The 25,833-nt window shown below is 62.6% G+C and carries 21 protein-coding genes and 1 pseudogene; 12 read left to right on the top strand and 10 right to left on the bottom strand.

Annotated elements, in window-relative coordinates:
- The 3 genes and pseudogenes from SO180_RS29010 to SO180_RS29000 all read left to right on the top strand — a co-directional run.
- Positions 1-245: pseudogene (locus tag SO180_RS29010) on the top strand (GTP 3',8-cyclase MoaA); the annotation flags it as partial.
- A 301-nt stretch (positions 246-546) separates the two neighbouring features.
- Complete coding sequence (locus SO180_RS29005) at positions 547-1,086, top strand: TRAP transporter small permease subunit (protein ID WP_027523609.1); 540 nt, start codon at positions 547-549, stop codon at positions 1,084-1,086.
- A complete protein-coding gene (locus tag SO180_RS29000) occupies positions 1,083-2,687 on the top strand; it encodes a TRAP transporter large permease (RefSeq protein WP_449382249.1) in 1,605 nt (534 codons plus the stop codon). Before SO180_RS29005 ends, SO180_RS29000 begins: the two co-directional genes overlap by 4 nt.
- A 112-nt stretch (positions 2,688-2,799) precedes the next feature.
- On the opposite strand, the gene SO180_RS28995 is transcribed toward SO180_RS29000, so the two are convergent.
- The 3 genes from SO180_RS28995 to SO180_RS28985 form a co-directional block, all read right to left on the bottom strand.
- A complete protein-coding gene (locus tag SO180_RS28995) occupies positions 2,800-4,185 on the bottom strand; it encodes a sensor histidine kinase (RefSeq protein WP_449382248.1) in 1,386 nt (461 codons plus the stop codon).
- Position 4,186: 1 nt separating this feature from the next.
- Positions 4,187-4,861: a response regulator transcription factor gene (locus SO180_RS28990; RefSeq protein WP_449382247.1), complete on the bottom strand. Its 675-nt coding sequence runs from the start codon at positions 4,859-4,861 to the stop codon at positions 4,187-4,189.
- Positions 4,862-4,922: 61 nt separating this feature from the next.
- On the bottom strand, positions 4,923-5,108 hold the full coding sequence (locus tag SO180_RS28985; protein WP_449382246.1) for a hypothetical protein: 186 nt from the start codon (positions 5,106-5,108) through the stop codon (positions 4,923-4,925).
- A gap of 5 nt (positions 5,109-5,113) precedes the next feature.
- Here SO180_RS28985 and SO180_RS28980 point away from each other — a divergent pair, with 5 nt between their 5' ends.
- The 5 genes from SO180_RS28980 to SO180_RS28960 all read left to right on the top strand — a co-directional run bounded on the left by SO180_RS28980 (position 5,114) and on the right by SO180_RS28960 (position 13,523).
- Positions 5,114-6,316, top strand: coding sequence for an efflux RND transporter periplasmic adaptor subunit (locus tag SO180_RS28980; RefSeq protein ID WP_449382245.1), 1,203 nt, complete (start codon positions 5,114-5,116; stop codon positions 6,314-6,316).
- Positions 6,317-6,361: 45 nt separating this feature from the next.
- Complete coding sequence (locus SO180_RS28975; RefSeq protein WP_449382244.1) at positions 6,362-9,613, top strand: efflux RND transporter permease subunit; 3,252 nt, start codon at positions 6,362-6,364, stop codon at positions 9,611-9,613.
- A 10-nt stretch (positions 9,614-9,623) separates the two neighbouring features.
- Positions 9,624-11,186, top strand: a complete 1,563-nt coding sequence (locus SO180_RS28970) for an efflux transporter outer membrane subunit (RefSeq protein ID WP_449382243.1) — start codon at positions 9,624-9,626, stop codon at positions 11,184-11,186.
- A 99-nt stretch (positions 11,187-11,285) separates the two neighbouring features.
- Positions 11,286-12,287 (top strand): alpha/beta hydrolase family protein, encoded by a 1,002-nt coding sequence (locus tag SO180_RS28965; protein ID WP_449382242.1) that lies wholly within the window; start codon positions 11,286-11,288, stop codon positions 12,285-12,287.
- Between the two features lie 258 nt (positions 12,288-12,545).
- The gene (locus SO180_RS28960; RefSeq protein ID WP_449382241.1) at positions 12,546-13,523 is read left to right on the top strand and encodes an ABC transporter substrate-binding protein; all 978 of its coding nucleotides are present in this window, start codon (positions 12,546-12,548) and stop codon (positions 13,521-13,523) included.
- 335 nt (positions 13,524-13,858) lie between these two features.
- On the opposite strand, the gene SO180_RS28955 is transcribed toward SO180_RS28960, so the two are convergent.
- Positions 13,859-14,272, bottom strand: a complete 414-nt coding sequence (locus tag SO180_RS28955) for a hypothetical protein (protein WP_449382240.1) — start codon at positions 14,270-14,272, stop codon at positions 13,859-13,861.
- Between the two features lie 347 nt (positions 14,273-14,619).
- On the opposite strand from SO180_RS28955, the gene SO180_RS28950 reads away from it, so the two are divergent.
- Positions 14,620-15,498: an alpha/beta hydrolase family protein gene (locus SO180_RS28950; protein WP_449382239.1), complete on the top strand. Its 879-nt coding sequence runs from the start codon at positions 14,620-14,622 to the stop codon at positions 15,496-15,498.
- Positions 15,499-15,556: 58 nt separating this feature from the next.
- Here SO180_RS28950 and SO180_RS28945 read toward each other — a convergent pair whose 3' ends face one another.
- From SO180_RS28945 to SO180_RS28920, 6 genes are all read right to left on the bottom strand, one after another.
- Complete coding sequence (locus SO180_RS28945) at positions 15,557-16,468, bottom strand: TorF family putative porin (RefSeq protein WP_449382238.1); 912 nt, start codon at positions 16,466-16,468, stop codon at positions 15,557-15,559.
- 39 nt (positions 16,469-16,507) lie between these two features.
- Entirely contained in the window at positions 16,508-17,170 is a 663-nt protein-coding gene (locus SO180_RS28940) for a VIT1/CCC1 transporter family protein (RefSeq protein WP_449382237.1), read from the bottom strand.
- A gap of 346 nt (positions 17,171-17,516) precedes the next feature.
- Positions 17,517-18,605, bottom strand: a complete 1,089-nt coding sequence (locus tag SO180_RS28935; RefSeq protein WP_449382236.1) for a TRAP transporter substrate-binding protein — start codon at positions 18,603-18,605, stop codon at positions 17,517-17,519.
- Between the two features lie 175 nt (positions 18,606-18,780).
- A complete protein-coding gene (locus SO180_RS28930) occupies positions 18,781-19,869 on the bottom strand; it encodes a TRAP transporter substrate-binding protein (RefSeq protein WP_449382235.1) in 1,089 nt (362 codons plus the stop codon).
- A 193-nt stretch (positions 19,870-20,062) separates the two neighbouring features.
- A complete protein-coding gene (locus SO180_RS28925; protein ID WP_449382234.1) occupies positions 20,063-21,190 on the bottom strand; it encodes an Mrp/NBP35 family ATP-binding protein in 1,128 nt (375 codons plus the stop codon).
- A gap of 54 nt (positions 21,191-21,244) precedes the next feature.
- Positions 21,245-21,682, bottom strand: a complete 438-nt coding sequence (locus tag SO180_RS28920) for a VOC family protein (protein WP_449382233.1) — start codon at positions 21,680-21,682, stop codon at positions 21,245-21,247.
- Between the two features lie 208 nt (positions 21,683-21,890).
- On the opposite strand from SO180_RS28920, the gene SO180_RS28915 reads away from it, so the two are divergent.
- The 3 genes from SO180_RS28915 to SO180_RS28905 all read left to right on the top strand — a co-directional run bounded on the left by SO180_RS28915 (position 21,891) and on the right by SO180_RS28905 (position 25,806).
- Positions 21,891-22,760 (top strand): NAD(P)-dependent oxidoreductase, encoded by an 870-nt coding sequence (locus tag SO180_RS28915; protein ID WP_449382232.1) that lies wholly within the window; start codon positions 21,891-21,893, stop codon positions 22,758-22,760.
- Positions 22,761-22,784: 24 nt separating this feature from the next.
- Positions 22,785-24,062: a sodium:proton antiporter NhaD gene (gene nhaD, locus SO180_RS28910; RefSeq protein WP_449382231.1), complete on the top strand. Its 1,278-nt coding sequence runs from the start codon at positions 22,785-22,787 to the stop codon at positions 24,060-24,062.
- A 148-nt stretch (positions 24,063-24,210) separates the two neighbouring features.
- Entirely contained in the window at positions 24,211-25,806 is a 1,596-nt protein-coding gene (locus SO180_RS28905; RefSeq protein WP_449382230.1) for a sensor histidine kinase, read from the top strand.
- Positions 25,807-25,833: the final 27 nt, after the last annotated feature.

The following is a 25,833-nucleotide window of genomic DNA, read 5'->3' as shown; positions in this document are numbered from 1 at the left end:
CCCACAACTTCTGCGAATCCTGCAACCGGGTGCGCATCACCTGCACTGGTACCCTGCACACCTGCCTCGGTCACGAGGATGCCTCCGACTTGCGCAAGCCTCTGCGAGAGTCCACTGAGGATGCGCTGCTTGCGGCCGCGATCGACCGTGCGATTGGCCTCAAACCCAAAGGGCACGATTTCATCATCGACCGCCGGCACAACCGCCCGAGCGTCAGCCGGCACATGAGCGTTACTGGCGGCTAGGAGAATTACGGGGGCCGCCGATAACCTAACCCCCTGAGCAAGCGTCAATTTGCCCATTTTCCGATTGACGGCGCGCGAGCCCGCTGAAATGGTGCCTGCGCCTTGGCTGTCCGGCAGCATAAGCCGGCGCGCTGCCTAGAAGGCGAGCGCGATCAAGATGGCGAGGCACGAGGGAGGACTGTCGCTGCAATCGCTCCGGATGACGAGCCGTCAAGGTCGCGTGTATTTCGCGCGCCGGCCGAGCAATGCATGCACATGCACCCCCCAATGAATAATAAAGGCCGCGGCGGAGAAAAGTAAGATGCGTCCATTGTTGGCGGTGAGCAACGCCATCGACCTCCTCAATGAAAAGATCGGCAACATCTGTAACCTGCTGGTGCTGCTGGCGTGCCTCGTCAGCGCTGCCAATGCCATGATCCGCTACGCCTTCAGCTACTCGTCGAACGGCTGGCTGGAATTGCAATGGTACATGTTCGCCGTGCTCGTGATGTTCGGCGCGTCCTATACCTTCAAGCGCAACGAGCACGTCCGCGTCGAGATCTTCTATCTGATGCTGTCCGAGCGCGGCCAGCTCTGGCTCGATCTGATCGGCACGCTCTTCTTCCTGATCCCCTCCTGCCTCCTGCTCGCAAAACTCTCCTGGCCGTTCTTCATGCAGGCCTATGACGTCGGCGAGATGTCCGGCAATGCCGGCGGCCTGATCCGCTGGCCGATCAAGTTCGTGATCCCCGCAGGTTTCGTGATGCTGGCGCTGCAGGGTGTATCCGAAGTCATCAAGCGTATCGCGGCTCTCCAGGGCTATGTGACGATCGACGCCAAGTACGAGAGACCGACCCAATGACCATTACGCTGGAGATGATGCCGCCGATGATGTTCGGCGGCCTGGTGGTGGCGATGCTGATCGGCTACCCCGTCGCGTTCACGCTGGCGGCGCTCGGCCTCTCCTTCGGCTTCCTCGCGATCCATCTCGGCTTCTTCGACCTGAACTTCCTTCAGGCGATTCCGGGCCGCGTGTTCGGCAGCGTGCTCGCCAACGAGCTGTTGCTCGCGATCCCGTTCTTCACCTTCATGGGCGCGGTGCTGGAGCGGTGCGGGCTAGCCGAGGACATGCTGGATTCCATGGGCCAGCTCTTCGGCCCGATCCGCGGCGGCCTCGGCTACTCCGTGATCATCGTCGGCTTCATCCTGGGCGCCATCACCGGCACGGTGGCGGCGCAGGTCATCGCCATGGCGCTGATCTCGATGCCGGTGATGATTCGCTACGGCTACAACATCCGCTACATCACGGGCGTGCTGGCGGCCTCCGGCACCATCACGCAGCTCGTGCCGCCCTCCCTGGTGCTGATCGTGCTCGCCGACCAGCTCGGCAAGTCCGTCGGCGACATGTATCTCGGCGCCTGGGGTCCTTCGATCTTCCAGATCGTGCTGTTTGCCGGCTACACTTTCGTGCTCGGCATCATCAAGCCCCACCACGTGCCTGCAGTGCCGAAAGAGGCGCGCACGCTGGCCGGTTGGGCGCTGTGGAAGAAGTGCCTGCTCGGCATCATTCCGTCCGCGGTCCTGATCTTCGTCGTGCTCGGCACCATGATGCTGGGACTTGCGACCCCGACCGAAGCCGGCGCGATGGGCGCGGTCGGCGCCATCGTCCTCGCCGCCATCCACCACAAGGACTTTTCCTCCACGGGACGCAAGATCCTGATCATCGGCGTCATCACCGCCGGCATCGGCACGATCGTCGCGATGCTGTTCAGCGAGAACATCGTCTTCAAGATCGCCTATGCGATCACCTACCTCGCGGTTGCCTGGATCTGCATCGAGGCGGCCCGCATTCCGGACCTGCGCGATCTGATCAAGCAGGGCTACGAGACGACCATGCGCATCACCTGCATGGTCACCTTCATCCTGATCGGCTCGACGTGCTTCTCGATCGTGTTCCTGGGCTGCAACGGCGGCGTCTGGCTCGAGCACCTGCTCACGTCCCTGCCCGGCGGCGTCTGGGGCTTCCTGATCTTCATCAACCTCTTCATCTTCTTCGTCGCGTTCTTCCTCGACTTCTTCGAGATCGCATTCATCATCCTGCCGATGATCGCGCCGATCGCGCAGAAGATGCTGGCGCCGGTGGTCGGCCCCGACGCCGCGCTGATCTGGTTCGGCGTCATGCTCTGCGTGAACATGCAGACCTCGTTCCTGCATCCGCCGTTCGGCTTCGCGCTGTTCTACCTGCGTGGCGTCGCGCCGCGCTCGGTGAAGAGCTCGGACATCTATTGGGGCGCGGTGCCCTGGATCGGATTGCAGATGATCATGGTGCTGCTCGTGATCGTCTTCCCGTCCGTGGTGACGGGCCTGCTCGACAAGCCGGTCACTGTCGATCTCGACAAGGTGAAGATCGAGGTGCCACAGATCGACTTGCCCCCGCTCGACCTCGGCCCGCCGCAGAAGTAGGCCGCGCGCGCTTTTTCCTTCTTCCCTTGCGGAAGAAGGTGGCGCGCGAAAGCGCCGGATGACGGGTTCTCTCCGCGCTCCATACAGGAGTTGATCTCGCGGAGAGAACCCCTCATCCGGCTCGCATCTGACGATGCGATCCACCCGCTCCCGCAAGGGGAGAGGCTGCAGCAGACATCTTTTCCGCCAGCTTGAAGCACAGCGTGAACTGCGCGCCGCCGCCGGGGAGATTTTCGACGGCGATGCTGGCCGCGTGATCCTCCGCGACGCCGCGCACGATCGACAGCCCGAGGCCCGCACCGTCGCTGCGCTGGCGGTCGGCGCGCCAGAAGCGCTGAAAGATCAGCTCGCGCTCGGCTTCCGCGATGCCCGGACCGCAGTCGCGCACCCGCACCACGCCATCGCCGCTGACCTCGACGTCAACGGCGGTCTCCTTCGCGGTGAACTTGATGGCGTTTTCCGCGAGATTGAAGATCGCCCGCTGCAGCATCTCGGAATTGCCGTGGATCAGGACCGGCGCATCGGTGCCCCTTAGCGCGATATCCTTGTGCTGGGCGAGCGCGAGCGGCGCGATCGAGCCGATCACCTCGGCGCAGACGGCACGCAGGTCTGCGGTCTCGCCGGGATCGAGCACCAGCGTATCGAGCTCGGCGATCTCCAGCAGCTGCGCAACGATCCGGCTCATGCCCTCGATGTCGGCGTGCAGCGACTCCTTGGCCGCGCCATCGCCCAATGTCTCGATCCGCGTGCGCAGGATCGCGAGCGGGGTGCGCAGCTGATGCGCGGCGTCCGCGGTGAACTGCCGCTGCACGCGAAAGCCATCCTCGAGCCGGTCGAGCGCCTGGTTGACGGCGGTAACCAGCGGCATGATCTCGCGTGGGATCTGCTCCGTCGGCAGACGGATATCGGTGCGCGCCGGACTGATATTGGTCGCCTCCTCCGAGGCCTTCAGCAGCGGCGAGATGGCGCGGCGGAAGATGATGATGTCGGTGGCAAGCAGAACCAGGAGGATCGGAATCGTGATCCAGCCGACGCGCCGGAAGAAGTTGGCGACGATGTCGTCGATGATGACGTCGCGATGGGCGAGATCCTCGGCGACCTGGATGCGCACGGTCTTGTCGTCGACGGTGCGCGTGACGCCCGCGCCGGAAATGGTCTCCGAGGCTGCCGCTCCGGTCTTCTTGTGCGAGGAGAACAGCACCCTGCCGTCGGCATCGCTGATGTCGTATTGATAGCGGCCATAGGCCTCCGAATAGAGGCCGCGGAGGCTGTCAGGCAGGTTGAACGTGATCCTGCCGTCCGGCTGCACGGCAATACGTTCGGCCAGCACCTCGGCCTGCGCGCGCATGGCCGCGCGATGCAGCTCGCCGATCTCCGAGTTCAACAGCCAGAACAAGACCAGCGGCAGGAAGATCGCCACCACGGCGACCGCGACGATGTGCAGGAAGACGACGCGCCAGATCAGCGATTTGAATGTCGGCGACCTCAGGCGCAGCACGCTACTTCTCCTCGGCCATCAGGTAGCCGACACCCCGGATGGTATGGATCACGACCTTGGCGCCGTGCTCGGCGAGCTGCTTGCGCAGCCGCGAGACGTAGACTTCCACGGCGTTGGAGGCGACCTCGCCCTCGAGCCCGAAAATGTGGTCCTCGACGTTCTTCTTCGGCACCACCCGCCCCTGCCGCCGCAGCAGGATCTCCAGCACCGATGTCTCGCGCGAGGAGATGATCCGCGGCTGGTCGTCGACGAATATCTGCCGGCTCTCGGTGTCGTAGACGAGATTGGCTAGCCGCAGCGAACGGCCGAGCAACTGGCCGGGGCGGCGCAGGATCGCCTCCAGCCGCGCCACCAGCTCCTCCAGCGCGAACGGCTTTGCGAGATAATCGTCGGCGCCGCTGCGCAGGCCGCTGACACGATCCTGCAAGCCGCCGCGCGCGGTCAGCACCAGCACCGGCAGCGGGTCCATGTGGCGGCGCAGCTCTCGCAGCACCGCAAGACCATCGCCATCGGGCAGACCGAGATCGAGGATCATCGCGGCATAGCTGACATTGCGTACCGCCTCGCGCGCCTCGGCCGCGCTGCTGACGATGTCGCTCTGATAGCCCGCCGCGATCAGGCCGTTCGCGACCAGTCGCGACAGCTCGACATTGTCCTCGACGATCAGAAGACGCATTCGTCCAATCCGCAATTGCAACAGGCCCGAATAGCCTGCGCTCCATGACCGATGTCTCCCATCATTCGTTGGCTTCGGCCAGCAAAAAAGCTGGCGCTTCCGGCATGCTGCGGCGCGTAAGGTGGGCGTCAGGCAAGCCTGATACCAGAGTTCCGCCTTTTGCCACGACGTTTGCGTCGCCGCGCCTCCGCTGCACGGCGATGGTCCGGTTGTGAGCAAACGCGTCCGAAACAACCAAGGTGAGCATGGGCTATGGCATTTCGCATCAAGCATGCGGGCTTTGCAGCGAGCATTGCTGCGGCGGCCGTGCTCGCTGTCGGCGCCTGGTTGTTGACGCGAACCAACGAGGTGCGCCCGGCCAAGGCAGACCAGCCGGCCACCGACAGCGACGTCGATATCGCTCAACAAGCCGTGAACGTCACTGGCAAGCAAGTTGAGGGCTTCAAAGTTCTGCCCGCCGAGCCGCGCGCCTTCCGCGTCATGAAGAACGCTGTCGGATCGATTGACTTCAACCAGAACATGCTGGTGCAGGTGTTCACGCCCAACGCAGGCAAGATCGTCGACACATTTTTCAACGTCGGCGAGACCGTCGCCAAGGGACGGACGCTGTTCACCATCGACAGCCCCGACCTGCTTCAGGCCGAGTCCACCCTGCTCGCGGCCGCCGGCGTGCTGGAGCTCCAGACCCGCACACTGACGCGCGTCAAGCAGCTTCTGAAGACCGGCGGCGGCGCACAGAAGGACGTCGACCAGGCGACCTCCGATCAGCAGACCGCGGAAGGCAACTACAAGGCCGCGCGCGATGCCGTGCGCATCTTCGGCAAGACCGATGAGGAGATCGATCGCATCGTCGCCGACCGCAAGGTCGATTCCATCCTGATCGTGCCGAGCCCGATCTCGGGCCAGGTCGTCGCCCGCAATGCGGCACCGGGACTTTACGTTCAACCCGGCAACGCGCCGGCGCCCTTCACCTTGGCCGACCTCTCGACGATGTGGATGGTCGCCAACGTCATCGAGATCGACGCGCCGGCCTACCAGATCGGCCAGGCGGTCACCGTCAGCGTCCCCGCTTATCCGGACGAGGTGTTTCGGGGCCACGTCACCACGCTGGGGCTCAACATCGATCCGAACACGCACAGGCAGCTCGTCCGCTCGGTGATCGACGATCCCACCCACAAGCTGCGCGCCGGCATGTTGGCGAGCTTCACCATCGAGATCGACGGCCCGAAACTCTCGGTTGGCGTGCCCTTGGACGCCGTGGTTCGCGAAGGTGACGGCACCATGACGGTCTGGGTCACCACCGACCGGCACCGCTTCGAGCGGCGTAACGTGAAGGTCGGCATTGCCCAGGATGGGTGGTGGCAGGTCCTCGACGGCCTGAAGCCGGGCGAGCTCGTCGCCTCGACCGGCGCCATCTTCCTCTCCAACAAGCTCGCCACCGCCACCACGGGCTGAAACCCCTGTCCGCCAACCGCGCCCTGCGGCGCCAAGTCCAAGATCTTGGTCAAGAGCATCATCAATTTCGGCCTGACCCGCAGCGCGATCGTCGTGCTCGGCCTCGTCGTGTTCTGCGCCGCCGGGCTTGCGGCCTTCGGCAAGCTCAACATCGAGGCCTATCCCAATCCGGCGCCCGTGATCCTGGAGATCACCGCGCAGGCGCCGGGGCTGTCGGCCGAGGAGATGGAGAAGTACTACACCATCCCGATGGAGGTCGGGCTGTACCCTACGCCAGGCGTCGTCAGCATCCGTTCGACCTCGTTCTACGGCTTGTCCTTCGTTCGTGTCACCTTCCGCTACGGCGTTGACTATTACTTCGCGCTGACGCAGGCCGCCAACAGCATCCAGCAGAACATCACCCTGCCCGGCAATCTGGTGCCGACGATCCAGCAGTCGAGCCTGGTCGGCGAGATCTATCGTTACCAGCTCGTCGGCCCGCCGAACTTCGGGCTGACCAATCTGCGCACGCTGCAGGACTATGTCGTCACCCGTCGCCTGATGACCATTCCGGGCGTGGTGCAGATCAATTCCTGGGGCGGCACGACCAAGCAGTTCAACGTCGACGCCGACCTCGCCAAGCTCGAGGCCTACAACATCACCGTGCCGCAGCTCGTCACCGCGCTCGGCAATGCCAACGTCAATGTTGGCGGGCGCGAGATCGCGATCGGCCAGCAGTCGATCAACATCCGCGGCATCGGCCTGATCGACTCCGGTGGCGCCGACGACATCACCAAGGGCTACAAGGTCGGCGACATCGAGAATATCGTTCTCAGCCAGTCGGGTGGTCTGCCGCTCCAGATCAAGGACGTCGCAAAAGTCTCGGTCGGATACGTGCCGCGGCTCGGCATCGCCGGCAAGGACAAGGACGATGACGTCGCCGCCGCCATCGTCGTCATGGGCCGCACCCAGCACACCAACGACATCCTTCCGAAGGTCGAGGAAGAGGTCGCCAAGATCAACAGCGACGGCACCTTGCCGGCAGGCGTGAAGGTCGTGTCCTATTACGACCGCAGCTCGCTCGTCGGCGTCACGACTCACACGGTGCTGCACAACCTCGTATTCGGCTGCCTCCTGGTGTTCGTGATCCAATGGGTGTTTCTGGGCGATCTGCGCAGCGCGCTGATCGTCTCGGCCAACATTCCGTTCGCGCTGTTCTTCGCCATCATCATTCTGGTGCTGCAAGGCGAGGACGCCAATTTGCTGTCGCTCGGCGCGGTCGATTTCGGCATCATCGTCGATTCCGCTGTCATCATGATGGAGAATATTTTTCGCAATTTCCAATCGAGCCCTGAGAGCCGCGCGCGCGTGCTGCGAAATCTCGCGGAAGGCTTTTGGGGCACTGATCCGACCGCGCCCACCCATGGCCAGCCTTCCAGCGCCCGCTGGACCGAGCGGCTACGGATGATTTTCGTCAGCGCGCTCCAGGTCGACAAGGCGGTGTTCTTCACCGCCGCGATCACCGTGACCGCCTTCGTGCCGCTGTTCACCATGCAGGGCGTCGAGGGCCAGATCTTCGGTCCGATGGCTCGTACCTATGGTTACGCGCTCGCGGGCGCCCTGCTCGCCACCTTCACGGTGACACCGGTGCTCGCCGCGCTGCTGCTGCCCGAGCATATCGAGGAAACCGAGACGGTCATCGTGCGGTGCTTGCGCAAGGTCTACACGCCGGTGTTGCGCTGGGCGCTGTCGCAGGTGAAGCTGGCGGTGACGGTGGGCGTCATCTTCCTCGCCATCTCGACGCTCGCGGCAAGCCGGCTCGGCAGCGAATTCCTGCCGGCGCTCGAAGAGGGCAATTTCTGGATCCGCGCCGCGATGCCGCCGACGATCTCGCTCGAAGCCGGCACCGAGGCGACGCGCAAGATGCGCGACATCCTGCTCCGGCACCCCGAGATCATCACGGTCGTCTCCCAGCACGGCCGCCCTGACAACGGCAGCGACGCCTCGCCCTTCTCCAACGTCGAGCTGTTCGCACCGATCAAGCCGTTCGACGAATGGCCGAAGGGCCTGACCAAGGAGAAGCTTACCGAGGAGCTCCAGAAGGAGTTCGACGAGGAGCTTCCCGGCGTCACCTTCAACTTCTCCCAATACATCCAGGACAACGTCGAGGAAGCGCTGTCCGGCGTGAAGGGCGCCAACTCGGTCAAGATCATCGGCCCGAATCTGGACGTGCTGGAGCAGACCGCCACCAAGGTCATGGACGTCATGCGGGACGTCCGCGGCGTCGCCGATCTCGGCGTCTTCCACCTCGTCGGCCAGCCCAACCTCAACATCAGGGTCGTCAGAGAGAAAGCCGCGCGCTACGGACTCAACACCGGCGACATCACTGCCGTGGTGCAGGCCGCGCTCGGCGGCACCATCGCGACGAACGTGCTGGAAGGCGATCGTTCCTTCGCGGTGGCGGTCCGGCTCGATCACAAATTCCGGGAGAGCATCGACGCGGTGCGCGACCTCAAGGTCGCCTATTCGACGCCGTCGGGCATCAATGCCTACATCCCCCTGAGCGAGCTTGCCGACATCACCCTCGATACCGGCGCGCTGTTCATCTATCGCGAGCGCAGCCAGCGCTACATCCCGATCAAATTCAGCGTGCGCGGCCGTGATCTCGGCGGCACGGTCGCCGAGGCGCAGCAGCGCGTCGCGGAAGATGTCCAGCTTCCGCCCGGCTATCGCATCATCTGGTCCGGCGAGTTCGACAACCTCGAGGCGGCGAAGGCGCGCCTCATGGTCGTTGTGCCGGTGACCCTGCTCCTGATCTTCGTCTTGCTCTATAGCCTCTTCAATTCGGTACGCGACAGCCTGCTCGCGCTCGCCGGCATTCCTTTCGCCGTCGGCGGCGGGCTGATTGCGTTGTACCTCGCCAATCTCGATTTCAGCATCTCGGCCGCGATCGGGTTCATCTCGCTGTTCGGCGTCGCCGTGATGGACGGCATCCTGAACATCACTTATTTCCGCGAGCTGCGCGCCTCCGGCATGAGCATCGCGGAGGCCGTGTTCTCCGGCGCGGAGCAGCGCATGCGGCCGATGTTGATGACCGCGCTCTCGGCCGGCGTCGGACTGTTTCCGGCGGCGCTGTCGCACGGCATCGGCAGCCAGGTGCAGCGGCCGCTTGCGACCGTCGTGGTCGGCGGCATGTTCATCGGCCCGCTCCTTCTGCTCGTGGTCGCGCCGGCGCTACGCAAGATCTTCCTGTCGCGGGAACGAGCCGTTCCGCACGAGAACCGCGCGACGACCGCGCCTCCCGAAGCGGTTCGTTAGGACGGTTGCGATGCGCCGCGTGATGATCAAGAGCACAATACGCAACGCACTGCTCGCCAGCGCAGCAAGCCTGTCCCTCGCAAGCTGCGCCGTCGGCCCCAACTTCGAGCCGCCGCCGGCGCCCGACGTCTCCCGCTATACCCCGGAGCCGCTCGCCTCGCCCCGCGCCGATACCGATGGTCCGCGCGTGCCACGGCAGCAATTCGTCGAGGGCGCCGACATCCCGACGCGCTGGTGGGCGGCGTTTCGCTCGAAACCGCTGAACCAGTTGATCCGCCTTTCGGTCGAGCACAATCCCTCGCTGCAATCGGCCGAAGCTGCGATTAAGGTTGCCAATTTCAACGCGCTCGCACAACGCGGCCTGTTCTTCCCGCAGGTCGGCGTCAACACCACGCCGTCCGACCAGCAATTCTCCAACGCGACGCAGTCCAGTCCGATGGACGCGCCGCAGTCGCGCTATACGCTGCACACGGTGCAGCTCAATATCAGCTTCGTGCCCGACATTTGGGGCCAGAACTTCCGCGCCGTCGAAAGCTTGGATGCCCAGACCGAGCAGGCCCAGTTCCAGCTCGAGGCAGCCTATCTGGCGCTGACCGCCAATGTCGTCACGGCGGCCATTCAAGAGGCCTCGCTGCGCGGCCAGATCGCCGCGACCGAGCGCATCGTCAAGATCGAACGCGACATCCTCGGCATTCTCAAGACCCAGTTCGAGGCGGGTCAGGCCGCGCAGGTCGACGTGCTCACGCAAGAGACCGCCCTCGCCCAGGCCGAGCAGACTCTGCCGCCGCTGCAAAAGCAGCTCGCGGTGCAACGCGATCTCCTCACCGCACTCGCGGGACAGTTCTCCGCCGACGAGGTGCTGCAAAAATTCGACCTCCAGCACCTCGCTTTGCCCGCCAACCTGCCGGTAAGCCTGCCGAGCACGCTGGTCGCCCAGCGCCCCGACGTGCGCGCAGCCGAAGCGAACATGCATTCAGCGAGCGCTCAAATCGGCGTCGCGATCGCCGCGCGGTTGCCGAACCTCATGCTGACGGGCAATCCAAGCACCAGCGCCTTCAAGCCGGCCGAATTGTTCACGCAGGGCACGCTGTTCTATACGGTGGCCGCGAGCGCGACGCAGCCGCTGTTTGATGGCCTCACCCTCTATCACAAGCAGAAGGCCGCCGAGGCCGCGCTCGACCAGGCCGAGGCGCTCTACCGCCAGGCCGTCATCACGGCGATGCAGAACGTCGCCGACGCGCTGCGTTCCCTGCAAGCGGACGCGCGCGCCGTGCAGGCCGCGATCAAGGCCGAGACCGCGGCGAAAGCGAGCCTCGATATCGTGCAGAAGCAGCTCGTGCTCGGCCAGATCACCCAGGTCACGGTGCTGAACGCGCAGCAGGCCTATTTCAACGCCGCGATCACCCGCGTGCAGGCCGAGGCGACGCGGCTCTCGGACACCGCGGCGCTGTTCATGGCGCTCGGCGGCGGCTGGCCGGCGCAATGCACAACAGCCGTCTGGCGCGAATGTGTGTTTGCAGACCAGCCTGCCCCTGCCATGAAGGTCAGCGAGGCCAAATTATCGTCTCACTGATACAGTGGCAAAGACCCGGTGCTGGATACGCGGGTGGCGCAGTGATCGGTTCCACGAAGTAGGCTTTGGCAAGACCGAGATTTCGTGATGGGAGCATGCATGCACGTCTTCAGGTTCACGCTCGCATCCGCCTTCTGCTTGGTGGCGACGCTCGTCCACGCGGCCGGCTTTCGTCTGATCACGGTGCCGGCCGAGACCGGCTTGCCAATGCTCCGAGCTGCCGTGTGGTCTCCTTGCCCGGAACAGCCAGGCGAGATGAAAATTCGCACGACTGTTCTGCTCGCGACAGAGAACTGCGTCGTGTCCGGTGAAAAATTGCCATTGATCGTGATCTCGCATGGCTACGGAGGATCGTTCGTCGGTCACCATGACACGGCCGAGGTCCTCGCGGATGGCGGGTTCGTCGTTGTCGCGCTCAATCATCCGGTCGACGCAGGGGGCGGCGATATGAGCCGTGCGGACACGCTCGCCGCGTACGCTGAACGTCCGGCCGACATCAAGAGATTGATCGATTACATGCTCGCGACATGGTCTGATCATTCGAAACTCGATCCCCAAAATATAGGTTTCTTTGGTTTTTCGAGGGGCGGCTACACAGGCCTGATTGTCGCGGGCGGCAATCCCGATCTCCGAAGGGCTGTCGCGTTCTGCCCGGACGGTTCTGCGAAACCCAGCTGCACAGACCTGCGACGAAATGAGATCCCGACACAAGCATTCGTGCATGACCAGCGCCTCAAGGCCCTTGTCATTGCCGATCCGGCTTTCGGTCCATTGTTCGACCCGGACGGCTTGAAGAACGTGAAAATCCCGACCCAACTTTGGGCGTCGGAGCTGAGTGGAGAAGACAAAACCGGCGGCGAAGTCACGCCGGACTATGTTTCAGCGATTGATCGCGACCTGCCGATCAAACCCGATTACCACCTGGTGCCGGGCGCCGGTCATTTTGCATTCCTTCCGCCCTGCACGCCGGATCTGGCGAAGAGACTGCCCAGCATATGTACCGACAGACCCGCGTTCGACCGGGTCGCCTTTCATGCGGAGTTCAACGCCGCCATACTGGCCTTCTTCCGAAAGCATCTGGCAAGGACTGATCAGCCTTGAGGGGGCGGGTCTCGGCCAGCAACGAACCCCATCCGCCTCTTCGACATCTGTAAGCTTCATGTAAGCATTGCAAGTGAACGGCCGTCGCGATCTGGCCTGCCCGACCTCACGGCTTGATCGCCTCGCGGCAGCTGACACTGACACGAATATGCGGCATCCTGAGTTCATGTGTCAGCGGCTGGCATCAATGCCTCATCGTCTCGAGTTGCGGTGACGCAGTCGAACTTCGGCGGACGAGTGCTCTTGATGGGGTGACTCATGAGACGGCGCGACTTCGTTTTTGGAACCGTCGGTGCGCTGGTATCTCCAGCCTTCGTCGCTGCGGAGGCGCGAAGCCCCGTTCGCAAAGTTGGCTTTCTGTTTCCTGGTCCCGAGGATCTGTTGAAGTCGCGCCGTGTCTGGCTGTTGGAGGGATTGGGCAGCGAGGGCTTTCATGAGCCGGACCAGATCGTTCTTGTCACGCGGGCCAGCGGCGCAGATGAAGCGAGCATCGTGCCGCTGCTCAAGGAGTTGATTTCTGAGGGGATCGACGTTCTGATTACCACTGGCCCCTCAAACATGAGAGCGGCTCATGCCCTGACCCGCACGATTCCCATCGTGACATTCGCTTTGGACGGCGATCCTGTCGAAGCCGATTGGCTCGGCAGCTATGCCCATCCCGGCGGTAATATCACCGGCGTTTTCGCCGACTTCCCCGAGTTCAGCAGCAAATGGCTTGAACTCCTCAAGGAAGCTATTCCCGGCTGCGCAACCGTTGTTGATCTCTGGGACCCGGCTACATCTATCGTGCAACCAACGGCAGTTGCCAATGCCGCCCAGTCTGCTGGCGTCAGGACCGAGACGATTGAAATCAAATCGTTTGCCGATCTCGAGGGAGCTTTCGCGGCCGCCAGCGCACGCCGCCCGGATGGACTTCTGATTTTGTCGTCCCCGATTGTGTCTATCAATTCCAAACAGATGGCCGAACTGTCTCTCAAATATCGGCTGCCGGCGGTTTCGCCGTTTGCAAATTTTGCCCGTGCCGGCGGGCTGATGTCCTACGGGCCGAATTTGGAGGGCATTTATCGCCAGACCGCGTCGATGGCCGGAAAGATCTTGCAAGGAGCAAAGCCTGCCGACCTACCGGCGGAGCGCCCGACCCGATTTGATCTGGTCGTGAATTTGAAGACGGCAAAGGCTCTGAATCTGACCATGCCGACATCCATGCTCCTCCGGACCGACGAGGTTATCGAGTAACCGGCATGCCGAATTGAACAATGACGTCGGCTGAAGAAGAGCAGCCGACGCAATTCGAGCTTGTGATCAACCTGCGAACCGCAAAAGAAGCGATTCTTCCGCCTGACCGGCGCGAAGCTGACGGAGCTGGCTAAAACATAAGCTCGTGGCACGTAGGATGGGTAGAGCGAAAGCGAAACCCATAGCTGGCAGGTCGGCCGGTGACCCAACTCGGCCCCAAGTGGTGTCCACTGTCGCACGGTCGTCGGCGCCGGGGCTCGCCAATTTCAGATTATGCGATGATGGTCAGTCGCCACCAGATCAAACGGCAAGGCAAACTGCGGCAGCGCCCAGAACTACCTTTCAAGGCTGCGGACTGACATCGATCCGGGATCGGTGCGGATCATACTTGCCTTCTTGCCGTCGGCGGTGACAAAAACGTCCCAATGAGTTTGCAGATTGGGTAGAGCCAGCGAGTCTATCGTGATTCTTCCGGCGCAATCTCCGTTCAAAGTGTAGGTACCCTTCAGCCTCTGTTCTCTGGCAATCTTTCCCCCGCGGCTGGAGGTCTCGGCACCGGAAAGCTTGGCAACACCATCGAACACAAGCAGTCCGGAATGGACTCGCTGCACATTAGGCGCAAGCGGCTCGATAAAGCCTCTCGCTGAAAATATGTACTGGCCCTGCAATGTCTGAGGCGAGCATTCGGCGCTGGCTGCCGTCGAAACAACCAGCAGGAAAAGCGCGCCGATGATCGTAGGCTTAGTCATTGAAGGGATCCCCAATATTCGCCAACTGGCACTCTTCAACAAAATCTTCGCCGATACAACCTCCGGTGCAAGCTCGTCGCTCCGATTTTGCGGGCCGCGATTACGCCTCTTTCGAAGTGCAGAGCAGACGTGATTTGCTAACCGCCTACCGCGACGCATCAGCCATCTCCCGATCTTGCTGGACCACCTGATCAGGACTCGTTATTCGCCGTGCGCAAACGACTCGTCGACCACTGGAGTGAATATTGAGAACAGCCAGAACTGTAACTCTCATTTCCTCGTTGGTCATCGCAATCTTGCTGATGGCTCCGGGTACGATCTTGGCTCAGTCTCTACCGGACGACGGAATGTTCGATGCGGTCACGGTCATCAACGGGATGCAGATTACTCGGCCAGCCTGCGAAGAAATGGAGCACCGCCAGACCGCGGTTTGGGTTCGCGTTGAGAATCGGAGTTACTGCCTCAGGTACTATGCCGCCGGCCTCGCACTCAATGGGCAGAATTCGCTTGTTGCTGCCTGGATGCCCGGGGATGTGATGGGAGGCCCGCGAGGTGTCGCCCATCAGCAAGGATTGGGGGTCGCATCGATGGTTGAACAGTCCATGACCTTATCCAACCGATACGCCATACCTTATATTTTCCTCGCGCGACCTGGCACCTATGGCAGCGCCGGCAAACACTATGACGTCAGGCACACGCCTCTAGAAGCGAGACTGATGGAAGCTCAGATTGATGCGTTGAAGGCTCGTTACCACATCGATCGATGGGTGCTCGGTGGACACAGTGGTGGCGGAACGCTCGCCGCTGAATTCCTCGCCCGGCGCAACGATATTCAATGTGCGATCCTGTCCTCTCCTGCGGCCGCCTATCGCGCAAGACTGGAGAAAAGAGGCTTTGTGCGTCGTCTGAAGACAGAAGTGTTCTTTGATCCCTACGACTCGATACGTCAAATACCAAACCACCCCGGGCCACGGATATTCCTGCTTGCCGACCCGCGCGACACCAATATTCCGTTCTCTACGCAGGAGCTCTATTTCGATGAGTTGAAGCGGCGGGGCCTCGATGCCTGGATGGTACCGCTACAGAAAGCTCCCAAGCCAAAGTATCATAGCCTCGTTGACTTCGGAGAAACCGCGACTGGAATGTGCGCGAACGGAGCGACAACCGTTTCGATCCTCGAAAAATTGCGCGACATGCCACAGCAGTCAGATCGCATCTCGAACTGATCGGTCCGCCCAGATCCGCTCTGGATGGGTTTCGCTTCGCCCTACCCATCCTACAGCCTTAAAAAGCGAACCAGGCTTTGGCGACGATCGTCGCACCACACCAATTCGAGACCAGGCCAGCGGGGTTGGTAATGGGATCAACGCGGCCACCCGGCCGCGCATTTGGATCTCCAGTAAAGACGAAGCAGTTCTCTTTCGACAGATTGGTGTCGTAGTAGCGCAGATCGAGGTTGACGGCCTTGTAGGTAAAAGTCACGCCCGCATGCCAATTGAGATAGGCAGGTAACGGGAAGCTGCCGAGTTGCGGAGCCTGATTGCCGAACCAGGAATAGCCGACGGCCGTCGTGAACGACACGCCCAGGTTCTTCGGAAGCTGGGGGGGTGGCACATCATAACCCAACCCTGCCGCCACATATTGACTCCAGGCACCGGTGTTCGAGACGTTCGGAGAATAGGCGTAACCAGCGGCGATGCGAAAGGACTCGCCGATGCTTTTGTCGCCGCGAATGGCCGTCTCCCAATAGTTGATGCCGTTCGTCACGCCGGGGAACTTTTCTCCGGGATAGGCGAAATAGGTCACGCCGAGATCGAAATCGATATTTGCGATCTTCGGGCGGATACCGCCTGCCATGGTAAACTCAGCGACTGGTTCGGTGGGCAGCCTGACAGTGGCCATCGTAGCGCCGGCGTACAAAGAGCCGAACCTTGCCTCAAATGCGGCGCCCGCCGCGGGGTCACGACCGGACAGCGTCGTCCCGCGATAGACGTAGTCAGATGCAAACCCGGCGCGGGCGCTGAATTCAAGCTCACTGGCCGACGTGGCGTGGCTTGTTTCGGCTGCGGACCAGCCGCGATTGCCAAGTCCGATCGCGCCGCTAGCACTGGTCTCGGCAGTCTCGGCACGCGTTGCACTGCCTGCCATCGGCGCCAGCCACAAACCAACGAACGCAGCAATCGAGACGCCGCCCAACTGCCAATCCGCTGCTGCGCCTCTTCGCCGCACCCTTGCCTATCCTCCGAGAGCTACCGCCACACTGACCAGCACACCACCCATGACCACCATCGAAAGGCCCGCCGCCCAAGGTCGAAGTCCGCTACGATATCCGAACGCGTAACCACAACAAAACAGCATCACGATGGCGACGGCGTAGGAAACCCGCAGCGCCAATTTGGCGTCGCTCAGGAATATGAAGGGGATTACGATCGGAAAGGTCGAAGCGAAGCTCAGCAGGCAAAGAGCAAGAGCTCCGATCCAGTCGTGTTTCGTCAGCCTCGGGCGTTCGGACGGTTCGGGCAGCTGCAGCAACTGTTGCCGTGTCAGTTCCAGCTGCTCCAGAGGCAGAACCGACGCCAATTCCGGTGGCAGCGCGTCGGTGATGACGCGCCGCGCCGTTTCAGGATCCGGCGACCGCCGTATTGCGCGCATCGTCAGGATCTTGAGTCCGCGGTCATTGATGCAGCCCAACAGATAAAGACCACCGTCAACGATGCCCCAGGCCAGGTTGCATCCGAGTGCGCCGACCAGCATCGTTTGGCTCCTGATATCGTCCGCGGTCGCGACACCGAAACTGCAGATGAAGGTGAGCACCATGATGAGGCCGAACAGGGTCTCGGAGATCCGTTCCATCGGATCCAGCACGCGGCCGAGACGAATATCTGAAACCGCTGACATCAGGGTCGACCTTGCTGACTACAGGGAGCAGACCTTCTCGATATAAGCGCGAAGCGAAGTATCGCGTGTCGTAGCACGATCGAAGTTCGGAGCCGGCGCCACCGCTCGCCAATTTCGGATTATTCGATAGTAGAGTTTTGCCACTGATTTGCCCGACGTGTCAAACGGTTTCGCAGAAGGCGGGCGGGCACCAAGCCCGCAACCGTCTACTTTGCATGGGGTTGTTCTCGAGATTTTTGATCGGCATTCGCAACGGACTCTCCCAAACGCAAAAAGCCCAGCCTCGCCTTGCGAGACCGAGCTTTCGCTGCTTGACCGATGATCGCGCCGCAACGCGATGCTACGATCAGCTCTGCGAGCGACGCGCCATGAAGATGTCGTAGCCGACCTCGGCGACCTGGAACCAGGCGTAGCCGTCGTTCGAGAACTTGGTCAGGGACTCGTAGACCTTCTTGAAGTTGGGGTTGGTCGCGCTGACCTCGGCATGCAACTCCTTCGCCGCCTTGTAGCAGGCGTCCATGATCGGCGGCGAGAAGGCGTGCAGCTTGGTGTTGTTCGCAAGCAGCTTGCGCAGCGCCATCGGATTGGCCTGGTCGTAGCGCGCCATCATGTAGTTGTTGGCGTAGTGGCCGGCCTGCTCCAGAACGCTCTGGTAGTACTTTGGCAGCGCGTTCCATTTGTCGAGGTTGACGAAGGCGAGCAGCATCGGGCCACCTTCCCACCAGCCGGGATAGTAGTAGTGCGGCGCGATCTTGTAGAAGCCGAGCTTCTCGTCGTCGTAGGGCCCGACCCATTCGGCCGCGTCGATGGTGCCCTTCTCCAGCGCCGGATAGATGTCGCCGCCGGCAAGCTGCTGCGGCACCACACCGAGCTTCTGGAGCACGCGACCGGCAAAGCCGCCGATGCGGAATTTCATGCCCTCGAGATCGCCGGGCGTGTTGACCTCTTTCCTGAACCAGCCGCCCATCTGGCAGCCGGTGTTGCCTGCAAGCAGCGAGATCACGTTGTAGCTCTTGTAGAACTCGTTGAGCACTTCACGGCCACCACCCAGCATGTACCAGGCCTGATTGATGCGCATGTTGGGACCGAACGGCACCGACGAGCCGAAGGTGAAGGTCGGGTCCTTGCCGAAGTAATAGTAGGACGCGGTGTGGCCGATCTCGCAGGTCGCGTTCTGCACGGCATCGAGCACCTGCAGGCCCGGCACGATCTCGCCGGCAGCGAAGATCTGGATCTGAAATTTGTTGTCGGTCGCCTCCGCGACCATCTTGCACATCATCTCGGCGCCGCCATAAAGCGTATCGAGCGATTTGGGCCAGCTCGTCGGCATGCGCCATTTGATCTCCGGCATCGATTGCGCGATGGCGGGAGCGGCGAGCGTGGCGGCGCCGGCGGCGCCAAGTCCGGTGACTTTGATGAAGTCTCTTCTTTTCATGTTTCCTACCCTGATGGTTGTGATTGTGTGAGCCTTCTTGCGAGGCTTGGCGGGTAGCATGGAACAACCCGTTACCGATTTCCATACACAAAAGCCCGGCCTCGCGAACGAGGCCGGGCTTCCCGACTAAGACTTAAGACCTAGGATTGCGGCCCCCCGGGGGGCCCTGCCCTGATCAGCCGCGGGTGCGCGAGCGGATCATGAAGCTGTCATAGGTGTATTCGGCGACCTGCCACCACAGATATTCATCCGAGCGGTAGGCCTGCATCGCGTCAATCGACTTCTTGAAGTCGGGGTTCTTGGCCGAGATCTCGGCCCACAGCTCGTTGGTCGCCTTGAGGCACGCCTCGAGCACTTCGTTGGTGAAGGGACGAAGCTGGGTGCCGCCGGCCACCAGCCGCTTCAGCGCGGCTGGGTTCTGCAGGTCGTATCGCGCCGCCATCCAGGTGTTGGCGTTCGCCGCCGCGTTGGTCAGGATCGCCTGGTAGTTCTTCGGCAGCGCATTCCATTTGTCCAGGTTGGCGAAGGCGTGGACCATCGGACCGCCCTCCCAGAAGCCCGGATAGTAGTAGTACTTGGCGACCTTGGCGAAGCCGAGCTTCTCGTCGTCATAGGGACCGACCCACTCGGCCGCGTCGATGGTGCCCTTTTCCAGCGCCGGATAGATGTCGCCGCCGGCGAGCTGCTGCGGCACCACGCCGACCTTCTGGAGCACCTGGCCGGCGATGCCGCCGATGCGGAATTTCAGGCCAGAGAGATCGGCGACCGTCTTGATCTCCTTGCGGAACCAGCCGCCCATCTGCGTGCCGGTGTTGCCGCAGGGGAAGCCGATCACGTTCGTCTTCTTGAAGAACTCGTTCCCAAGCTCGGCGCCGCCGCCCTGGTACCACCAGGAGTTCTGCTGGCGCGCGTTGAGGCCGAACGGCACCGAGGCGTAGATCGCGAACGTCGGATCCTTGCCGACGTAATAGTAGGACACGGTGTGGCTCATCTCGACCGTGCCGTTGGAGGTCGCATCCAGCGCCTGCAAACCCGGTACGACCTCGCCGGCGGCGAACACCTGGATCTGGAACTTGTTGTCGGTCATCTCGGCGACGTACTTCGCCAACTGCTCGGCGCCGCCATAGATGGTATCGAGCGATTTCGGAAAGCTCGATGTCAGGCGCCACTTCACCTCGGGCGAGGACTGCGCAATCGCCGGCGAGGCCACCGCGGTCGCCGCCGCGCCTGCTGCCGACACTTTCAAGAAATCACGACGCTTCATCTTCAGGTCTCTCCTTGCTGGGGGCGTTTTCCCCGACGTCTCTTTTGCCGCCGCTAGGTCTCGGCGATGCGCGATGGCCGCGTCGAACCGAAGGCGCTTGACTGCCGCGGCCTTTAGCACGGAAGGCCAGCTTTCGGAACGCGACAATGGCATGACAGGACTGTACGAAAGTCGCATGCCTCGGCGGAGGGCCTTAGCCTGCGGAAATTACGGACTTGAGCTGGTCCCGGATCTGGCCCGCGATGGCGCGATAGATCGCCGCATGGGGCCCGCCCGGCTCGCTGTCGACCACCGGTTTTCCGGCATCCGAGGTCTCGCGAATCACCATGTGCAGCGGGATTTCGCCCAGGAACGGGACGGCGAGCTTCTCGGCCTCGTGTCGCGCTCCGCCATGGCCGAAAATGTCCGATTTCGTGCCGCAATGCGGGCACTGGAAATAGCTCATGTTCTCGACGATGCCGAGCACGGGGACGTTCACCTTCTTGAACATGGCAAGGCCCCGCCGCGCGTCGATCAGCGACAAATCCTGCGGAGTCGAGACGATGACGGCGCCCTTCAGCGGCACGTTCTGCGCGAGCGTGAGCTGCGCATCGCCTGTGCCCGGCGGCATGTCGACAACCAGGATGTCGAGCTTGCCCCACTCGACGTCGCGCAGCATCTGCGTCACCGCCGACATCACCATCGGCCCGCGCCAGATCATCGCGGTCTCTTCCTCGACCAGGAATCCGATCGACATGATCGACAGACCAAAACGCTTCAGCGGAATCATCTTCCGCTCCTCGTTCAGCTCGGGCTTGTCGTGCAGGCCCGTCAGCCGCGGCACCGAGGGACCGTAGATGTCGGCATCTAACAGCCCGACCTTGAGGCCGAGATCGCGCAGGCCGAGCGCGAGGTTGAGCGCGGTGGTCGACTTGCCGACCCCGCCCTTGCCGGAAGCGACCGCAATGACGGCGGAGACGCCGGGAATCTCGGACTGCCGCGACATCGGCGATGTGCCGCCCTGCGGCGGCCGGTGAGCATGTGCCGGCTGTACCCCGGGCGCGCCGCGGCTCGGCGGAGGTGGCGCGCTGCCCGGCTTGCGCTCGGCGGTCAGCGCCACCATGGCCGTGGTGACGCCGGGAATGGCACGAACGGCGGCCTCAGCCTCGGCCCGGACATGCTCCCAGGCCCGCGCCTCCGCGGCATCGACATTGATGGAGAAGAACACCTTGCCGTCACTGGCACTGATCGCGCTCAGCACATTGGCGTTGGTGAGCGCGACCCCGCGCGGCGACTTGATCCGGCTGAGGATTTCGAGAACCTGTTGCTGCGTCACGCTCAAAGCGCATCTCCTAAAGTCACGATGCGACCCATTAGAGCGGAAACGCCCAAAAGGCTACTGCCTGCCGATATCGTTGGCCGTCTCGACAGGGGCCCCCGCCCCCTGCTCCTTGGCCGCCTCGTAATTCAGCTCGATCATGACCCCGTTGGGGTCGTGCACGAAGATCTGCCAGAGGTCGCCGCCGGGCACCTGCCGGGAGTCGAATGTCATGCCCTTGCCGCTCAGGCGCTGCCTCATGCCGTCGAAACCCCGGCTGATGAAGGCAACGTGATGGACAACGCCTGAATCGGGCTTTTGAGCCTCGTCCGTCACGGAAATGTCGACGAGATGCACCACCGGCTTGCCCTCGCTGTACATCCACGCCCCCGGGAAAGCAAAATTGGGTCGCGGGCCCTTCTCGAGGCCCAGCACGTCCTCATAGAAGCGAACGGTCTCGGCCAGTTTCCGGGTCCGGATGTTGAAATGATCGAGCACCCCAACGCTCACCGACATGCCTTGCACTCCTTTTTTTGTCCTTGTTCGCTCATCCTAGCACAGGAGACCTTCAAACGAACCCGTTGCCCTCCGGCCTCAAGGGTTTATGGTGCGCCTCCGATCCGCCCTCTTCGGGCGGAACCGCCAAAAACCCTCGAAGTGGCCGGGCCGCCTCAAAGGCCGGTCACAACCGCAAGAACACCCAAGCACAAGCAAGGTCACCCATATGGCTAAAGTCGCTTTCCTCGGTCTCGGCGTCATGGGCTTCCCCATGGCCGGCCACCTCGTCAAGAAGGGTGGCCATGAGGTCACTGTCTACAACCGCAGCGCGGCCAAGGCGAAGGAATGGGCGGACAAGTTCGGTGGCAGGACCGCACCGACTCCGAAGGCGGCTGCCGAGGGCCAGGATTTCGTGATGTGCTGCGTCGGCAACGACAACGACCTGCGCGCGGTGACGATCGGTCCCGACGGCGCATTTGCCGGCATGAAGAAGGGCGCAACCTTCGTCGACCACACCACCGCCTCCGCCGAAGTCGCGCGCGAGCTTGACGCGGCCGCCACCAAGGGCGGCTTCAGATTCATCGACGCCCCCGTCTCCGGCGGACAGGCCGGCGCCGAGAACGGTGTCCTGACCGTGATGTGCGGCGGCGCAGCGGACGCTTATGCCGGTGCCGAGCCGGTCATCGCGGCCTATGCGCGGATGTGCAAGCTGCTCGGGCCCGCGGGCTCCGGACAGCTCACCAAGATGGTCAACCAGATCTGCATCGCGGGACTCGTCCAGGGCCTCTCTGAAGGCATTCACTTCGCCAAGAAGTCGGGCCTCGACGTTGCGGCCGTGATCGACACCATCTCCAAGGGCGCGGCGCAATCCTGGCAGATGGAGAACCGCTACAAGACCATGAACGACGACAAGTACGATTTCGGCTTCGCCGTCGAATGGATGCGTAAAGACCTTTCGATCTGCATCGCGGAAGCCCGCCGCAACGGTGCAAACCTGCCGGTCACCGCGCTGGTCGATCAGTTCTATGCCGAAGTCGAGAAGATGGGCGGCAAGCGCTGGGATACGTCGAGCCTGCTCGCGCGGCTGCAACGTTGATGGCCGCTTGAGGCCGGACCTGTCTTGCTGATCGCGATCGCCGCCATCTTCGTCGTTGCCTACGCGGCGATCGCGTTCGAACATCCGCTCGGCATCAACAAGAGCGCGGCGGCGCTGATCGGCGCGGTTCTGCTCTGGACGGTGTACGCGGTCACGATCGGCGACCACACCCTGGTCGGACATCAGCTCGACGAATCCGTCGCCGCGACGGCGCAGATCGTGTTCTTCCTGATCGGCGCCATGACGATCGTCGAGGTAATCGACGCTCACGACGGCTTCGAGGTCATCACCTCGCGAATCCACACCACGAGCCAGGTTCAGCTCATGTGGCTGGTTGGATTCGTGGCATTCTTCCTGAGCGCGATCCTGGACAATCTGACGACCACCATCGTCATGGTCTCGCTGGTCCAGAGACTGATCGCCAGGCGCGATGACCGCCTGCTGTTCGCCTCCCTCATCGTCATCGCCGCGAATGCGGGCGGCGCCTGGACGGTGATCGGCGACGTGACCACGACCATGCTCTGGATCGGCGGACAAGTCTCGCCTGTGAACATCATGGGCGCGGTGTTTCCGGCTTCGATCGCCAACCTGCTCGTGCCGCTCGCGTTCATCAGCTTTTCTCTGAGGGGCAAGACGATTGCGCCGCCGCCGAAGGAAGACCGGCTGCAAGAGATCGAGCTGTTCGAGCGCAACTTGATGTTCTTCCTTGGGCTTGGCGTGCTGATCGCCGTGCCCGCCTTCAAGACGCTCACGCATCTGCCGCCCTTCATGGGAGTTCTGCTCGGTCTCGGCGTCGTCTGGCTGGTCGGCGAAATCATTCATCGCGAAAAGGACGAGCACGTGCGAAAGCCTCTCACGCTGGCGCATGCGCTGACCCGGATCGACATGAGCTCGATCGTGTTCTTCGTCGGCATCCTGCTCGCGGTCGCCTGCCTCGAGCATGCCGGCCTCCTGACGATGCTGGCGAGATGGCTGGAAACCACGATCGGCCGCCAGGACATCATCGTCGTCCTGCTCGGCCTGCTCAGCGCCATCATCGACAACGTGCCCCTCGTCGCCGCGACGATGGGCATGTACGACCTCGCGCACTATCCGCCCGACAGCTTCATCTGGGAGTTCATCGCTTATTGCGCCGGCACGGGCGGCTCGATCCTGATCATCGGCTCGGCCGCTGGGGTTGCCGCCATGGGCCTCGAGAAGATCGAGTTCTTCTGGTACGCCCGCCGCATCGCTGGACCGGCACTTGCCGGATATCTGGCCGGGGCCGTGGTCTATATCGCGCAGCACGCCGCGATGCATTGAGCCAGCCGTTCGCCGCAGTTCGACACGTCGAATTAACTCCCCGTTAACGCAATTCTTTAGCTCCTTAAGTCAGCTCTTAAGGATTTATTGCCAGAGATAGAGAATGCAGAAGGCCCGCGTCGGCGTGGGCAGGAATTCGTGTTGCTTGATGAGTAACCCCGCTGAAAAGCCCGAGGTCGTGCAGCTTCCGGCCGAGCCGGCGAGCGTGCCATCGGCGAGCAATCGCCGGGCTGCGGCGCAGCGGGTGCGCGAGGCCCGCGACAAGTTAACGTCGACCAGCGGAACACGGCCCGCCTTCGACAGCGAAATGCTGCGCCAATATGCACAGACGCGACTGTCGGCATCTTACGTCGTGATGTTGCTGGTGGTCGCGACCGGCCTGCTGTTCGGGCTGTGGATGCAGCCGGTTCCAGCGGCGCTCTGGACCGTCGGCATGCTCTGCATCCACGCGGCCATGACCAAGAGCTGCCGCCGCTATCTCGCCGAGCCGGCATTGCCCGCCGTCACGCGCAAATGGCGCACGCGTTTCGTCGTGCTCGACCTGCTCTACGGCCTGTGCTGGATGGCGATCCTGATCCATCCCGTGTTCGACGTCGTCACGGAAACGCTGATGATGTTCCTGATGTTGCTGGTGATCGCAGTATCGAGCATGCTGGCCGCCAATCTGCCAATTGCGGCGCTTGCGGCCACCGCGCCCGTGGCGGTGGCGATGGCGCTGAGCTTTGCGATGAGCGGCTCGCTGGACAATTACATCCTGGCGGCGCTGTCGCTCGCCGCCGAAGGCTATTTCGTGCTTTTGGCGCACCGGCTGCACTCCTCGACCTTCGCGACGCTGGAAGCGCGCGCGGAGAAGGACGCGCTGATCGGCGAACTGGAACAGGCCAAGGCGATCTCGGACGAGGCGCGGCACCGCGCCGAATCCGCCAATGTCGCCAAGTCGCGCTTCCTCGCGCAGATGAGCCACGAGCTGCGCACGCCGCTGAACGCGATCCTCGGTTTCTCCGAGGTGATGAAGAGCGAGATTTTTGGCCCGCATCAGGTCGCCGTCTACAAGGAATATTCCGCCGACATCCATAATTCCGGCGTACATCTGCTCAATCTCATCAACGAGATCCTCGACCTGTCCCGGATCGAGGCCGGCCGTTACGAGCTGAACGAGGAAGCGGTGTCGCTGGTGGGCATCGTCGCCGACTGCCATCATTTGATGAAACTGCGCGCATCGAGCCGCGGCATCACCATCCACGAGGTCTATGAGCAGGCGATGCCGCGGCTGTGGGCCGACGAGCGCGCGATCCGCCAGGTCGTGCTCAATCTGTTGTCCAACTCGATCAAGTTCACCCCGCAGGGCGGCGAGATCTGGCTGAAAGTCGGCTGGACCGCTTCGGGCGGGCAATATCTCTCGGTGAGGGATACCGGCTCGGGCATTCCCGAAGACGAAATCCCGGTCGTGCTCGCCTCCTTCGGCCAAGGCTCGAACTCGATCAAGTCGGCCGAACAGGGCGCAGGCCTCGGCCTTCCCATCGCCAAGAACCTCATCGACATGCACGGTGGCACGTTCACGCTGAAATCGAAACTGCGCATCGGCACCGAGGTGATCGTCACCTTCCCCCCGGAGCGCGTGATGAGCGCGCTTGCGCCGATGACGGAAGAAGCTCCGCCGCTGCAGCCCGACGGCTCCGGTGTCACGGACGAGAGACGGCGGCCGCGCCACAAGCCGATCATGAGTGCAGGCACGGGCTCCTGAGAGATGCTTGCAGAACTGCCCAGCGAT

The sequence above is a fragment of the Bradyrhizobium sp. UFLA05-112 genome, from assembly GCF_053572325.1.
The sequence above is the reverse complement of the archived record's forward strand: the minus strand, read 5'-3'. Positions and strand labels throughout refer to the sequence as shown.